Source organism: Roseibium sp. JB4-4 (assembly GCF_055693425.1).
In genome coordinates this window covers 4,899,131-4,912,891 of record NZ_CM146333.1, presented here as the reverse complement: position 1 = coordinate 4,912,891, position 13,761 = coordinate 4,899,131, and the positions used below count along the sequence as shown (strand labels likewise).

Annotated in this window: 17 protein-coding genes and 1 pseudogene; 8 read left to right on the top strand and 10 right to left on the bottom strand. The window is 55.8% G+C overall.

The annotated features are described in order from the left end of the window. Window positions 1-594: 594 nt before the first annotated feature. Window positions 595-783 carry a hypothetical protein gene (locus tag ACZ1HV_RS23005; RefSeq protein ID WP_472716432.1) on the top strand — a complete coding sequence of 63 codons (189 nt, stop codon included), beginning with the start codon at window positions 595-597 and terminating at the stop codon, window positions 781-783. A 161-nt stretch (window positions 784-944) separates the two neighbouring features. On the opposite strand, the gene ACZ1HV_RS23000 is transcribed toward ACZ1HV_RS23005, so the two are convergent. Both ACZ1HV_RS23000 and ACZ1HV_RS22995 read right to left on the bottom strand, forming a co-directional pair. Beyond that, the gene (locus ACZ1HV_RS23000; protein WP_472716431.1) at window positions 945-2,279 is read right to left on the bottom strand and encodes a sensor histidine kinase; all 1,335 of its coding nucleotides are present in this window, start codon (window positions 2,277-2,279) and stop codon (window positions 945-947) included. 36 nt (window positions 2,280-2,315) lie between these two features. Further along, window positions 2,316-2,993, bottom strand: coding sequence for a response regulator transcription factor (locus ACZ1HV_RS22995; protein WP_472716430.1), 678 nt, complete (start codon window positions 2,991-2,993; stop codon window positions 2,316-2,318). A 205-nt stretch (window positions 2,994-3,198) separates the two neighbouring features. Here ACZ1HV_RS22995 and ACZ1HV_RS22990 point away from each other — a divergent pair, with 205 nt between their 5' ends. From ACZ1HV_RS22990 to ACZ1HV_RS22960, 7 genes are all read left to right on the top strand, one after another. Beyond that, complete coding sequence (locus tag ACZ1HV_RS22990) at window positions 3,199-3,552, top strand: PepSY domain-containing protein (RefSeq protein WP_298812527.1); 354 nt, start codon at window positions 3,199-3,201, stop codon at window positions 3,550-3,552. A gap of 77 nt (window positions 3,553-3,629) precedes the next feature. Further along, window positions 3,630-3,851: a hypothetical protein gene (locus ACZ1HV_RS22985; protein ID WP_298812529.1), complete on the top strand. Its 222-nt coding sequence runs from the start codon at window positions 3,630-3,632 to the stop codon at window positions 3,849-3,851. A gap of 197 nt (window positions 3,852-4,048) precedes the next feature. Further along, entirely contained in the window at window positions 4,049-5,824 is a 1,776-nt protein-coding gene (locus tag ACZ1HV_RS22980; protein ID WP_298812531.1) for an SLC13 family permease, read from the top strand. Between the two features lie 51 nt (window positions 5,825-5,875). Next, window positions 5,876-6,775, top strand: coding sequence for an NAD-dependent epimerase/dehydratase family protein (locus ACZ1HV_RS22975; RefSeq protein ID WP_472716429.1), 900 nt, complete (start codon window positions 5,876-5,878; stop codon window positions 6,773-6,775). A 104-nt stretch (window positions 6,776-6,879) separates the two neighbouring features. After that, complete coding sequence (locus ACZ1HV_RS22970) at window positions 6,880-7,242, top strand: hypothetical protein (protein ID WP_472716428.1); 363 nt, start codon at window positions 6,880-6,882, stop codon at window positions 7,240-7,242. A 73-nt stretch (window positions 7,243-7,315) separates the two neighbouring features. Further along, a complete protein-coding gene (locus ACZ1HV_RS22965; RefSeq protein ID WP_298812539.1) occupies window positions 7,316-7,771 on the top strand; it encodes a MaoC family dehydratase in 456 nt (151 codons plus the stop codon). Further along, entirely contained in the window at window positions 7,771-8,244 is a 474-nt protein-coding gene (locus ACZ1HV_RS22960) for a MaoC family dehydratase (protein WP_472716427.1), read from the top strand. Before ACZ1HV_RS22965 ends, ACZ1HV_RS22960 begins: the two co-directional genes overlap by 1 nt. A gap of 53 nt (window positions 8,245-8,297) precedes the next feature. Here ACZ1HV_RS22960 and ACZ1HV_RS22955 read toward each other — a convergent pair whose 3' ends face one another. The 8 genes and pseudogenes from ACZ1HV_RS22955 to ACZ1HV_RS22920 all read right to left on the bottom strand — a co-directional run bounded on the left by ACZ1HV_RS22955 (window position 8,298) and on the right by ACZ1HV_RS22920 (window position 13,760). Further along, window positions 8,298-8,531, bottom strand: coding sequence for an N-acetyltransferase (locus ACZ1HV_RS22955; protein ID WP_472716426.1), 234 nt, complete (start codon window positions 8,529-8,531; stop codon window positions 8,298-8,300). After that, window positions 8,513-8,776, bottom strand: coding sequence for a hypothetical protein (locus ACZ1HV_RS22950; protein WP_472716425.1), 264 nt, complete (start codon window positions 8,774-8,776; stop codon window positions 8,513-8,515). The genes ACZ1HV_RS22955 and ACZ1HV_RS22950 overlap by 19 nt, the downstream gene beginning before the upstream one ends. Window positions 8,777-8,790: 14 nt before the next feature. Beyond that, complete coding sequence (gene bluB, locus ACZ1HV_RS22945; RefSeq protein WP_298962724.1) at window positions 8,791-9,453, bottom strand: 5,6-dimethylbenzimidazole synthase; 663 nt, start codon at window positions 9,451-9,453, stop codon at window positions 8,791-8,793. 6 nt (window positions 9,454-9,459) lie between these two features. Beyond that, complete coding sequence (locus tag ACZ1HV_RS22940; RefSeq protein ID WP_298962727.1) at window positions 9,460-10,008, bottom strand: adenine phosphoribosyltransferase; 549 nt, start codon at window positions 10,006-10,008, stop codon at window positions 9,460-9,462. Between the two features lie 104 nt (window positions 10,009-10,112). Beyond that, window positions 10,113-10,993 (bottom strand): annotated as a pseudogene (locus ACZ1HV_RS22935) (S-methyl-5'-thioadenosine phosphorylase). Between the two features lie 71 nt (window positions 10,994-11,064). Continuing rightward, complete coding sequence (locus ACZ1HV_RS22930; protein WP_298962732.1) at window positions 11,065-11,556, bottom strand: GlcG/HbpS family heme-binding protein; 492 nt, start codon at window positions 11,554-11,556, stop codon at window positions 11,065-11,067. A gap of 68 nt (window positions 11,557-11,624) precedes the next feature. Beyond that, on the bottom strand, window positions 11,625-12,464 hold the full coding sequence (locus ACZ1HV_RS22925) for a cytochrome c1 (RefSeq protein WP_298812558.1): 840 nt from the start codon (window positions 12,462-12,464) through the stop codon (window positions 11,625-11,627). A 30-nt stretch (window positions 12,465-12,494) separates the two neighbouring features. Then, complete coding sequence (locus ACZ1HV_RS22920; RefSeq protein ID WP_265683766.1) at window positions 12,495-13,760, bottom strand: cytochrome b; 1,266 nt, start codon at window positions 13,758-13,760, stop codon at window positions 12,495-12,497. Between the last annotated feature and the right edge of the window lies 1 nt (window position 13,761).

The window sequence follows — 13,761 nt, the reverse complement described above, 5'->3', positions numbered from 1 at the left end:
AAAATTCGCGGTTCCATTGTCGTGAGATTAACGTTTCGTCATGTTTGAAGCGCACGATCAGGATGAAGCCAATCCCCTGCCCCGTGCCGGATTCGGTTCACATCATCGAGTGGGGCGTCATGCGTTCCGATCACGAGTGTCTGGATTGACAATCCTGCCTTGGTCAGCACCCGGAGATGCACCAGACAAAGCATAATTCATAGCTCGATCACGGACTGACTGGCAGACAACCTCAATCGCGAGTGCTGACTTCCAAACACAGCCTCAGTGCCGTCACGCAATCCCTCAAGCAAAAATCCAACATGAGGAAGCCAGGCTTCACACCCGACTTTCAGAGTGATCGCGCGAAGCACGCCATTGATACAGCACGGCACCCAGTTGCCTTTTCTACGCCCAGGCAACGCTCCTCATGGAGCGTCATGCACCGGTCTATATGCTGCTTCATTCCAGCTCTGCGGACACTATCGGACATACATTTGGTGGTGGCAGCAGGAATACCGCCGCCAGATCTGACGTATTGACAATGCACTCTCGCGCGCCATCCCGATTTGGCGAAAGCTCGACTACGATGTCATTGTCACTGCCGATCATGGCATGACTGAAGACGGTTGGCACGGTGGCACCACGTCCATAGCCACCAACGTCCCGTTATACCTCTTCTCGAATGCCCTGGCCCCGGAAGAAGAACAGGTGCTTTCCCAACTCGGGATCGCCGCGTCGATCCTCGCATTGACCGGCATTGCTCCCTCGAACGGCATGGGGGATGCACTCCTGATACCGTAATCCACGCCGTGACGGATCCGCAATCCATCAGGCAATCAAGCAGAATGCAAATTGACCGAAACTGGCTTGTCAGCAAGGTTCCAAGGCCGGATTAGACAATACCCGCCGCCCTTGTTCAGAGACAGGTAGGTATCCTCCGGCTGAAAAACGTGAGTTTGGGGTCAGGGAAACCGGAATTCTATTCTCAATCCCTTTCGTTGAGGATCATCTCGTCGGCTGGGGGACATTGAAAGCTCTGCCCCATGCAGGTTGGCGATGGTTTTCACCAGCGCCAGGCCAAGGCCGGCACCGGGCGTCGTTCGGCTTTCCTCGAGCCGGTACATCGGCTCCAGCACGCGGTCATACAAATGCTCTGGTATACCGGGACCGGTATCTGCAAGGACAAGGCTTTTGCCCGTCGCGGTGAGTGTAAGTTGTGCGCCCTCGGGCGTGTGTTTCAGACTGTTCTCGATCAGATTGGCAACGGCTTGAAGGATCAAGCGCCTGTCTCCTGAAATGCTCTCCGTTTCTTCGACAACAAGGTCGAATCTCCGCCCGCTGTCCTCGATGACAGCCTGATAAATGTCAGCCGTTTCCTCGGCAAGCACGGCCGGACTGAGGGTCTCGAACCTTTGCCGGTGTTCACCCGACTCCAGTTTGGCGATACGCAGCAGCGCCTCAAAAAGATCAATGATCTCATCTGTCTGTTCCAACGCCATGCCGATCGCATCTTCATCGGCCGACGCGGTTTCAATCATTTCCAGTTGCCCGCGCAGTCGGGTCAGGGGTGTCTTTAGGTCATGCGCAATATTCGCCGTCAGGTTCCGTGTCTGCCTCAACAGAATTTCCAGCTGAGATGTCGTCTGATCGATTGATCGCGACAGACGAACGAAGTCGTCACTGCCCGATCCCGGTTCGATCCGTGCCGTCAGGTCTCCCGCGGCCACCTTGTCGAGCACTCCCGAGATGGCGGACAGATGCCGTTGCGCCCGCCAACCCAGGAGGCCTCCGATCATCAGCATGGCGACGAGCGTCAGAGCGCCCGATACAGCGAATATATTGATCAGGACCTCCAGATAGTCGTCGCGATCATCAAGGTTCGTCCCGACGGCAAGAGTGCCGCCGGCTGCGCGTGCGATGTAAACCCTCCAGATGCCGTCGAGATCCTCTCCAACAAACTTTCGGCCAAGTTTGACGGTCTTCAGTCCCGGTCTGTCCCCAGTGAGCTTTGCCAAGGCGCCAAACGTTGCTCCACCAGTTCCTTGAAAGGCGACAAACCGGTCTTCCGTCTCAAAAAAGAGAGCATCATCTGGATCGTTTACAGCAATTCTGCCGGCAACATCGGCCAAGCGGGTTTCCAGTTCGGCGTCTATGCGGGCATTGATCTCTCTGTCGATGAATAGGATCGACACGAACCCTGCAAAAACGACAATAACGAGGAAGACAAGCGTAAGCTGCACTGTCTGACGCAGAACCGACATTTGCAGCAAGGCTCGTATCTGAGTGAGCAGTTTCAAGGGTTGAGGCTCCAGCCAAAAACCCGATTTTCCGGATCACACTTCGAAGACATAGCCAGCACCTCGCTTTGTCCGGATCAGTGTTCCCTCGAATGGTTTTTCGATCTTTGCACGCAATCGACTGATATGCGTTTCAACAACACTGCTGGTCGGGTCGAAGTTGATATCCCACACTCGTTCAAGAAGCATCGCCCGGGTCAGCACCCGGCCCTCGCTGCGCATGAACACTTCGAGAAGGCGGAATTCCTTCGCATTGAGATCGATTTTCTGGCCCTGTCGCACGCAGGTCTGTTTCAGGAGATCCAGTTCAACGTCGCCGGACTTGAGTTTCACCGGCTCGGTATCCGAAACAGCAGACCGGCGACGGCCAAGTGCTGCAATTCGCGCCAGCAACTCGCTTGAGGCGAATGGCTTGGTTAGATAATCGTCCGCGCCCGCTTCAAGGCCTTCGACCCTATCTTCAACTGCCTCCATGGCTGTCAGGAACAAGACAGGCGTGGTGTTTCGGGAGGCGCGAATGGCCTTTAGAACCGACAACCCGTCAATACCTGGCGTCATCCGGTCGAGCACAATGACATCAAAATCTCCGGTCGCAGCACTTGCCAGGGCTTCTCTTCCATCTGCAACCCAGTCGACCACGTGACCGGCCTCGCTGAGGCTGGAATGCACCCACTTGCCGATGCCGCTATCATCTTCCAGAAGCAAAATGCGCATCTTAAGTTCAACGTCCTCAGCCTTTGACGGTCCTCATGCCGTCTCTCCTTTCAAGGCGTACAACGTTCGATCCCGATGAGGAAATCGAATTTCGCTTCTTTACAAAAATGTATATTTCACGCCAGAGGCAGGCAAACTCCACCGCTTATCTCTTGGACATCGGAGGGCAACGAAGCCGTCGGAGAAAACCCAAGAGGACGATGACATGAAATCCACCGCCAAGATTATCGCAGCCAGCCTGATCGCAGTCGGACTGACAGGCACTTCGCTTGCCATTGCAGCTCAGAAAAATGCGTCAGACGCGCCGCTTCATTCCGACCTTTCAATCGCGCAGGTCTCTGAAATCGCACTTGCTGCACAGCCAGGCACAATTGAGGAAATCTCACTGGAAAACGAAGACGGCAAAGCAGTCTTTGAAGTCGAAATCAAAACCGAAGCAGATGAAGTGGAGGTGCTGATCGATGCCGCCTCAGGTGAAGTGCTTTCGGTGGAAAAAGACAAAGACCACGCATGGTTCGGAGGCAAGGGCAAAGAGGCCGATGGTCAAAACAAAGGTTGACCCGAACCTCAAATGGAGTGGCGGGTCCCGGCCCGCTGCTCATTCCTAACCCCGCAAGACTAATTTTGGAGACTGTTATGAAAACCATGAATTCCTACCTTGAAACCGGCAAGACTGCACTTCGGCGCTGCGGCGCAGCCCTTGCCGGGATAGCGGGCCTCGTTGCTGGCGGCCTTCTGGTTTCCGCTTTTGCCACGCTGGGGCTGGCGATCATCGGCATCGGAGCCGTTGCCATGTCGATCCTGCTTGCCGCCGGTGCTCTTGCGCCCGAAGAGGACAAGAAGGTGACAACAACCTGACCTAGCGTGTTGAAGTCACACCGCGCCCTGCCCGGTCACAGCACCGGGCGCGCGTCAAACTTGTCCCCTTCAAAAGCATAAGAAGAAACCGGCTGCCGAGGGATTGAAATCCAATTGCAGGCCTTTTTCTGGCGAATCTCGGCAATTCGTCCTAAAACCGGTTGTAGCGAATTGGGGCCGCATCCACCGGAGCTTATGTGACATTCGATCAGACCGCCCTCTTTGTGTTGTTCGGTGCCGTTTTTGTCCTGCTTGTCTGGGGCCGCATCCGGTTCGACCTCATTGCCTTTGCGGCACTCATTCTGGGCGCGCTGCTCGGTCTTGTTCCGTCAGGTGAAATCTTTACCGGCTTCGGTCATCCTGCCGTCATCATCATTGCACTTGTACTGATTGTGTCCCGCGGGCTGATGAATTCCGGTGCCGTCGAACTTATTGCTGGCCATCTCCTGTCAGCCTCGCGAAGCCTTTCCGGCCATATCGGCCTGATGTCCGTTGTCGGTGCAGGGCTTTCAGGGATTATCAACAATGTGGCCGCGCTTGCTCTGTTAATGCCGTTGGATCTTGAAGCTGCCCGTAAGGGCGAACGGTCACCGGGCCTGACCTTGATGCCCTTGTCTTTCGCAACCATCCTCGGCGGCATGATTACCTTGATCGGTACGCCTCCAAATATTGTCATAGCCGAATACCGCTCCGACGCACTCGGCCAACCGTTTGCGATGTTCGATTTCGCTCCGGTCGGACTGGTTGTTGCCGTAACCGGGATTGCCTTTGTTGCTCTTTTTGGCTGGCGCCTGCTTCCGGCCCATTTTCGAAAGCCGCCCAAGCAGGAAGGATTTGCTGAAAGTCTCTATTCAGCGGAACTCAAAGTCGGAAAAATCCCTGATGACAAACCGCTTAACGTCGGCGATCTCTACCCCGTTGCCGATGACAAAGACGTGGTCATCATTGGGCTGATCCGCAACGGCAGACGCGTCAGGGGATTTGCCCGCCGCGAGCCGATCAAATCCGGAGACTTCCTGGTGGTGGAAGGCGACCCAAAGGCCATCGAGGCATTCATGGGCGCTGCGAAACTCGAATTCGCGGGCTCCGAACGGCACAAAGGCGGCCTGAGCGGCAGCGCCCTGTCGTTGCTTGAAGCCATCGTGCCCGACAACGCGCGCATCATCGGCCGATCAGCCTTCGACATGCGCCTGCTCTACGGTCAAAGCGTCACGCTCCTTGGCATATCCCGTCAGGGACGCCGCATCCAGAAGCGGGTGCGTCACGAGATCATCCGGCCGGGAGATGTCCTTCTCATGCTCGGCACCGAAGACCGGCTCGATCATGCCAGCAGTTGGTTGGGCGTCTTGCCTCTGGAAGGACGCAAGACCGGTATGATCCAGCGCAACAAGGCCTGGCTTGCCATCGCGGGTTTTGTTCTGGCCATTACGGCAGCCGTTGCCGGTCTTGCCTATTTGCCCGTCGCGCTGGCGGCATGTGTCGTTCTTTATGCTGCAACCGGGCTCATCAGCGGTTCAGAGGTCTATTCCGCCGTCGAATGGAAAGTCATTGTGCTGCTTGGCTCGTTGATCCCGCTCGGACAAGCCTTTGAAAATGCAGGCAACGCCCAGCTGATTGCCGATGGCATCGTTGCCCTGACCGCGGGAGCTCCGGCCTGGATCACACTTGCCGTGCTGATGATCGTAACCATGACGCTGTCGGATTTCCTGAACAATGTTGCCACCTGTCTGATTGCGGCTCCGATATCCGTTCAGATCGCAGGCAGTTTGGGTGTCAACTCGGATCCCTTTCTTATGGCGGTCGCTGTGGCTGCATCCTGCGCCTTCCTGACGCCGATCGGCCACAAGAACAACACCATCATCATGGGGCCGGGTGGCTATCGCTTTGGCGATTACTGGCGCATCGGCCTGCCTTTGGAGCTGCTGGTGCTGGTCGTATCCATACCGGCAATCCTGGTTTTCTGGCCTCTTTGAACTGTCTCGACACTCACCAGTGTCGACCTTCTGAAACTGGACCTTCTTCATATGAGTACACCAAAACGAATTTTGTTCACTGGCGGTTCCGGCAAAGCGGGAAAACATGTCATTCCCTATCTGCTTGATCAGGGGCACAGGGTTGTAAATGTCGATCTGACGCCTCTTGATCACCCAGGCGTCGACAATCTGACGGCCGATATCACCTCATCAGGCGAGATGTTCAATGTCATGTCGAGCTACGCCAATTTCGATGAGCTGGAACCCGGCAACGGTGTCCCGGCCTTCGATGCCGTCGTGCATTTTGCCGCTGTACCACGCATCCTGATCCATCCGGACAACAAGACTTTCGCTGTCAATGCCGTTGGCACCTACAATGTCATCGAGGCAGCGGTAAAACTCGGCATCAGGAAAATCGTGATCGCGTCGTCGGAAACGACCTATGGCGTCTGCTTTGCCGATGGTGTTGTCGATCCGAAAACCCTTCCCGTCGAAGAGGACTATGATGTCGATCCAATGGACAGCTACGGCCTATCCAAGGTCGTCAACGAGCAAACGGCTCGTGCGTTCCAGCGTCGCTCCGGATACGACATTTATGCTCTGAGGATCGGCAATGTCATCGAGCCGCATGAATATGATCGTTTTCCGGATTTCTTCAAAGATCCGGCACAAAGACGGCGCAACATCTTCTGCTACATCGATGCGCGCGATCTCGGTCAGATTGTCGATCTGTGCCTGGAAAAGGATGGATTGGGGTATCAGGTCTTCAATGCGGGAAACGACTCCAACTCGGTCGATATTCCCAACTCGGAAATCCTGGAACGGTTTTTCCCGAGCGTTCCCCTGAGCCGCGATCTCGGCGACCACGAAGCGCTGTTTTCCAACCGCAAGATTCGGGACGTGCTTGGCTTCCAGGAAAACCACAATTGGAGGAAATACGTGAAAACCTGACCACGCCTTCAACCAGAGCTACCGGAAACCGGTTTACTTGCCGGGATCCGGTGGATAGCGTCTGATGGCGCCGGAATGGAAATGGCTAACATGAAGGAACGCCGATGAATTTTCTGAAGATAGTGGCCTGCGCGAGCATGCTTTTTCTGACCGGGACAGCCGCCATGGCGCAAGGAACCGGCTCGGAAGGCTATTTCCAAGTATACAACAATACCGAGGGCAACATCGTTGTCGGTTTCTACACTGATGACGGCAGTGGCTGGAGCGACAACTGGCTATCGGATGCCCTTGGTCCGGGCGAGAACGTGCGTGCTGAGTTTTATGCTGACACGGGCATCTGCGAGCAGGTACTTCAGATCGGCTGGCTCGGGGACGATGACAGCGAAGTTCTGGACGAGCCGATTTCAATCGATATCTGTGAAGCCAGCAATGTCTATTTGGACGATAATGAAATTTATTTCGACTGAACCTGGTCCAGTCCGGCTTCAGGAAACCGGATACATCCTGGCCTGCTCGACCGAATGATTCCGGAAAACACCTATGACGGATCTCCTTTATTTCGAGGATTTACAACCAGGTCAGGAGTTTGATCTCGGTTCGCTCACGGTCACTCGGGAAGAGATCATTGGCTTTGCTGAAGAATTCGACCCTCAGCCATTTCACCTGGAAGACGCTGCAGGAGAAGCTTCGCTGCTCGGCGGCTTGGCAGCTTCGGGCTGGCACACAGGGTCCTTGGTCATGCGGTTGTTGGCCGCGAACCTCCTCAACAGAACAAGTGGCAGAGGCTCTCCGGGCATTAGCAAATTGCAATGGAAACAACCGGTCTTTCCGGGTGATACGCTGACGGCCCGTGCCGAAATTCTGGAAACCAAGAACCTGCGCACCAAACCAGACCTCGGTATCGCCATTTTTCGGATTACAGCAACCAAGCAAAACGGCACAAGAGTCATTCATTGGGAAAACCCGATCCTGTTCGCCAAGCGGGAGATCGCCTGATGACGAAACCCTTCGACGAAATCGAAATTGGTGAAACACTCGAGCTTGGGCAACACACCTTCACCCAAGATGAAATCATCCGTTTTGCAGAGCAATTCGACCCCCAACCGTTTCATTTGAGCGAAGAAGCAGCCGCTGCGACCCATTTCGGCCGTTTGTGCGCGTCCGGTTGGCACACCGCTTCAGTGTTCATGAAACTTTGGGTCGCGAGACACAAAGAGCTTGTGGCCGAAATGCTCGCCGATGGACAGACCCCTGCAAAGATGGGCCCGTCTCCAGGATTTGAGGATTTGAAATGGATAAAGCCGGTCTTTGCTGGCGACACGCTTCGCTACAAGCGGATCGTCACTGGCAAAACAGAAAGCCGCAGCCGACCGGAATGGGGCCTCGTTCACTCTGATATGCTAGTCGTCAATCAGGACGAAAAACTGGTATTTTCGTTCAAGGGCACGGTTTTCGTCGAACGCCGATAGGCAACTACGCTTTCCTGAAACTGACGCGATCAGGTGCGCAGCAGGCGCCCACATCAAAGCGCGCGCGCAAACAGTACTTCGTCGTGGATTTCGATCCCGTAGTCGCCCCGCAGCGGAATACCCGGCTTCTGCTCGCGCTCCCGGTCAATCACACCCTGACCGATCCGCTCGAGCCGAAAACCCCGTCGCTGATAAAACCGGAATGCATCCAGATTGTCGTTGGATGTGCGCACGGTCAGGCGCAGCATGCCGATAGAGCGGGCCTCGGTTACCACTGCATCCAGCAACTGGCTTCCGACACCCCCCAACGGTTGAGCGAGTCGAGCGTCAGGATTTCCCACTCGTCAGCACGCTTGATCAGGGTCACCATGCCGACAAGCTCTTCACCGTCGTAGGCGACGTATCCCGGCAGTCGTGACGCATCGACCATTTCATTGTCGAGCATGATTTCAGGAGCCGTCCAGCGATCCATCAACAACTGACGGACGTCGGCGTGGTCACTCTCTTCGGTCGCACGAATAATCACAGGCATCTGAGATTCATCTCCTAACGGCGAAACAACCGTGTCTCCAACGGACTGCGCGATTGCCATCGCACGCGCTCAAGTTCCGGATCAATGTGTTCTTCTTCCGGAAAACCGACGCATAGATAAGCCACGAGCCGCCAGCTGTCGTCAACCTGAAGAATTTTGGCGACGGTACCCGGATCAAGAATAGACACCCAACCCACGCCAACTCCTTCAGCCCGCGCCGCCAACCAAAAGGTGTGGATCATGCTGACCGTGGAATAGGCAAGTGTCTCCGGCATCGTCATGCGTCCAAGGCCATGCCCCTGTGCGGGGTCTTCGTCGCTGAAGATGGCCAGATGGACAGGCGCGTCTTTCAGCCCGGACAGCTTGAGCTGACGGTAGTGCACAGCCCTGTCTTCTTGGTAAGTTTTTGCCGCCGTTTCGTTTTCCGCCTCGAAACACGCAGTCACTTCCGACCGCTTCTCCGGGCTCTCAACGATCACGATTCGCCAGGGCTGACTGTTGCCGACAGAAGGCGCTAGGTCTGCCAAATGCAGCAGATGATCCAGCTGACCGGATGGCAACGGATCCCTTCGGAATCGGCGCACATCGCGCCGCCATTTCAGAAGCGTTTCGAAGTCCAGGCGGAACTTTTTCGAAAAGTCCGGTTTTGCCTCTTCGTCCACGGAACCTCCCGACATGGCAAGTCAGTGACCCGGAAATTCCACCAGGGTCCGGACCGGGACATTCATGGCTTCAAGTTTCTTGCGCCCACCCAGATCCGGCAGGTCCACGATGAAACAGGCTGCTTCGATATTGGCACCCATTGAGCGCAACAGCTTGCAGGCGGCTTCGGCAGTACCGCCGGTCGCGATCAGATCGTCGACGACAATCACACGATCACCTGCATTGATGGCATCTTTGTGCATTTCCATTTCGTCGAGGCCGTATTCCAGCGAGTAGGCGATGCGCACGGTCTCGTGCGGCAGCTTGCCCTTTTTGCGGATCGGAACAAAACCCGCAGAGAGCTGGTGTGCAACAGCACCGCCCAGAATAAAGCCACGGGCCTCGATGCCGGCAACCTGTTCGACCTTGGAGCCCGCCCAGGGTTGAACCAGAGCGTCAACGGCGCGCCGAAATGCCCGAGCATTCCCAAGAAGCGTCGTGATGTCGCGAAACAGAATTCCATCTGTCGGATAATCCTTGATCGTCCGGATCGCTCCGATCAGTTCATCCTGGATTGTCTGGTCGGTCATCTATTCACTTTCTTTCGCTGGCTGTTCCTCTCCGACCGGTGCTTATAACAAGATTGTCGAACCGGTCGAAGCAAATTCAGTTAGGTCAAAACGTGGATTTCCGTTCAGGACGGCCTGTTCAGAACGCGTCCGGCCACGGCATCGAGTTTGGCCACAAGTTCCGGGTCACGTTTTTCCGGCGCAGTCATGAAGGCAAACTCAAGCGCGGTGTCCGAGCCTGCGGGACAGGACTGATGTTGCCTCGGCAAATCCCGCGCGACGCGGGCAACCAGACGCTGCGCGTTTTCGGCATTGTCGTGCAACACCTTGATGATGGCTTGAATATCAACCTCGCCATGGTCCGGGTGCCAACTGTCATAGTCGGTTACCATGGCAATGGTGGCGTAGCAGATCTCCGCTTCACGGGCCAATTTTGCTTCCGGCATATTGGTCATGCCAATTACGTCGCAGCCCCACGTCCGATAAAGGTGACTTTCTGCGAGCGACGAGAATTGCGGTCCTTCCATCGCCAGGTAAGTTCCGCCCTTTGCGTAAGCCAGGCTTTCTGCCTCCGCCGCCGCTGCAACAGCATCGACAAGTTTCGGACTGACGGGCGTTGCCATGGAAACATGCGCGACGCACCCCGTCCCGAAGAAGCTTTTTCCCGGGCAATTGTCCGATCGATGAACTGATCCACCAGAACAAAGGTTCCAGGTGCATGCTCTTCCTTGAGAGAGCCGCATGCAGACACCGACAACAGATCGGTTACGCCGCAGCGCTTCATTACATCGATGTTGGCGCGGTAGTTGATGGTGGTTGGAGAATAGACATGGCCACGGCCGTGACGCGGAAGGAATACGACCTTCAGGCCGTCAATGGATCCGATGCGAACCTGGTCAGAGGGCTCTCCCCATGGGCTTTCCACACTGATCCATTCCGAATTTTCTAGTCCCGGCAGATCGTAGATGCCGGATCCACCGATAATGCCCAAAACTGCGTCTGCCATGTCCGCTCCAAAAATGATCTAAGTTCTGCAAGCATTGTCCGAACAAGGCTCGGCCACCGCTTCGAGATGGGTTATTTCAACTGTTCTGCGATGGCGTCAAGACCGGCTTCAGCACATTTGGCCTCATTGTCACTTCCCTCCCCGCCGGCAACACCAATTCCGCCAAGCAGCTCTCCGGACTGGGAGACAATCGGCAGCCCGCCAGCAAGCGCAAGGACACCGGAAAGCGTTCGAAGATCTTCGCGCGCCGCGTCCTGCGCCAGGGCATCAATTTCAGATGTCGGCAGATTGAACGTTGCTGCGGTCCAGGCCTTGCGGCGTGCAGCATCCGTCACATGGGCTCCACCCATGTTGCTTCTCAAGGTGACCTGCTCCAGGCCAAACCGGTCGACGACCGAAACACCCACTTGATGACCGGCTTCATTACACACCAGAACGGCCCGCAGCGCGGCTTTCATCGCCAATTGCATGTCGAGTACCGAAACCCGGTGCGTTGCCGCCGACCCGGCCACAGCGCTCCAGGAGAGCAGAAGCGCTCCCAGTAATAACAACAAGCGGTGCATAAACATTCCCCCAAAGAAAAAGCCGCCGGAAACCGGCGGCTTTCATCATGCATTGTGCAGGCAATCAATCAATGCTCAACATTGCGCCATAGTTTCTTCTTGGTGAAGTACAGCAGGCCAGCAAAGACGATCAGGAAGATCATGACGCGGAAGCCGATTTTCTTGCGATCTTCCAGATGAGGCTCAGCTGCCCACATCATGAACGCCGCAACGTCCTTCGCGTACTGGTCCACCGTCATCGGCGTGCCATCGGTATATTCCACGGCCTCTTCAAACAGAGGAGGAGCCATGGAGATAAATTCGCCAGCCAGGAACGAGTGGTTGTAGTACTGCCCGTCCGGAACTGCCACGCCTTCCGGAGCATCCACATAGCCTGTCAGCAGCGAGTAGATATAGTCCGGACCGTTTTCCTGGTACTGCGTGAAGATGTCAAAGACAAACCACGGGAAGCCGCGCTGTGCAGCGCGTGCTTTTGCGAGCAGTGAGAAATCCGGCGGGTAAGCGCCGTTATTGGCAGCACGTGCCGCCTGCTCGTTGGGGAATGGCGACGGGAACCGGTCGGCCAAAATGGCCGGACGGTCATACATGTCGCCGAAATCGTCTGGTCCGTCGACAACAGTGTATTCTGCCGCGACAGCCTTGGCCTGATCTTCGGTGAAGCTCGGGCCACCATCTTCGGCCAGGTTGCGGAAAGCAACCAGTCTCAGGCCGTGGCAGGCAGAGCAGTTTTCACGATAGACCTTGAAACCGCGTTGCAGCTGGGCCCTGTCATAGAAACCGAAAGGACCGGCAAAAGACCAGCTCTGATAGTCGATCTCGACATTGGCACCTGCGGCCATCGCAGGTGTCGCAATGGCAAGCGCTGCCACTGCTGCTAGGGAACGAACCATTTTGATCATGGTGCTCATTGTCTCAAATAACTCCTGATCCGGTTCGCGTTACTTCGTTTCCGGTGCTGCAGCCGCAGCCGCCGGTTTGCCTGATCCACCCTTCAGCACAGATTCTGAAATCGAAGCCGGAAGCGGTTTCGGTTTTTCAAGGAACCCGAGCATTGGCAAGATGACCAGGAAGTGCGCGAAGTAGTAGGCAGTGAAGATGCGCGAAAGCGTCACGTAGATGCCCTCCGCGGGCATTGCGCCCAGATATCCAAGAGCCACACAAACCGCTGCAAAAATCCAGAAGAACTGCTTGAACAGCGGACGGTAGGCGCCGGAGCGCACCTTAGAAGTATCCAGCCACGGCAGGATGAACAGAACCGCAATCGCACCGAACATCAGCACAACACCACCCAGCTTGTCTGGAACGGCGCGCAGGATCGCGTAGAACGGCAGGAAGTACCACTCAGGAACGATATGCGCAGGCGTAACCAGCGGGTTGGCCTCGATATAGTTGTCGGCATGACCCAGATAGTTCGGCAGGTAGAATGCGAACCACGAGAAGAAGATCATGAACACGACAATCGCGAACAGGTCCTTCATCGTGTAGTACGGATGGAACGGAAGCGTATCCTGTTTGGTCTTCGGCTGAACACCGGTCGGGTTGTTGTTGCCCGTCGTGTGGAACGCCCATACGTGCAGAATCACCACGCCGAAAATCATGAACGGCAGCAGATAGTGCAGCGAGAAAAACCGGTTCAGCGTCGGATTGTCGACAGCAAAGCCGCCCCACAGCCAGGTCACGATGGCTTCACCGACCAGCGGGATCGCGGAGAACAGGTTGGTGATAACCGTTGCGCCCCAGAAGGACATCTGGCCCCATGGCAGAACGTAGCCCATGAAGGCTGTACCCATCATGATCAGGAAGATGATCACGCCGAGGATCCAGGAAATCTCGCGCGGCGCCTTGTAAGAACCGTAGTAGAGACCGCGGAAAATGTGAATGTAGACGGCGATAAAGAACATCGAGGCGCCGTTAGAATGCAGATAGCGTAGCATCCAGCCGAAATTCACATCACGCATGATGTGCTCAACGCTGTCGAATGCTGCGCCGGTGCTGGGCGTATAATGCATCACCAGAACGATACCGGTCAGGATCTGCGCGATCAGCACGAAAAACAGGATACCGCCGAAGGTCCACCAGTAGTTCAGGTTCTTCGGGGTCGGGAAATCTACAAAGGAACCGCGCATAAGCGAAATAACCGGCAAGCGGCTTTCCAGCCACTTGGCCGCAGCGCTTTGCGGTACATAGTTTGAATGTCCAGCCATG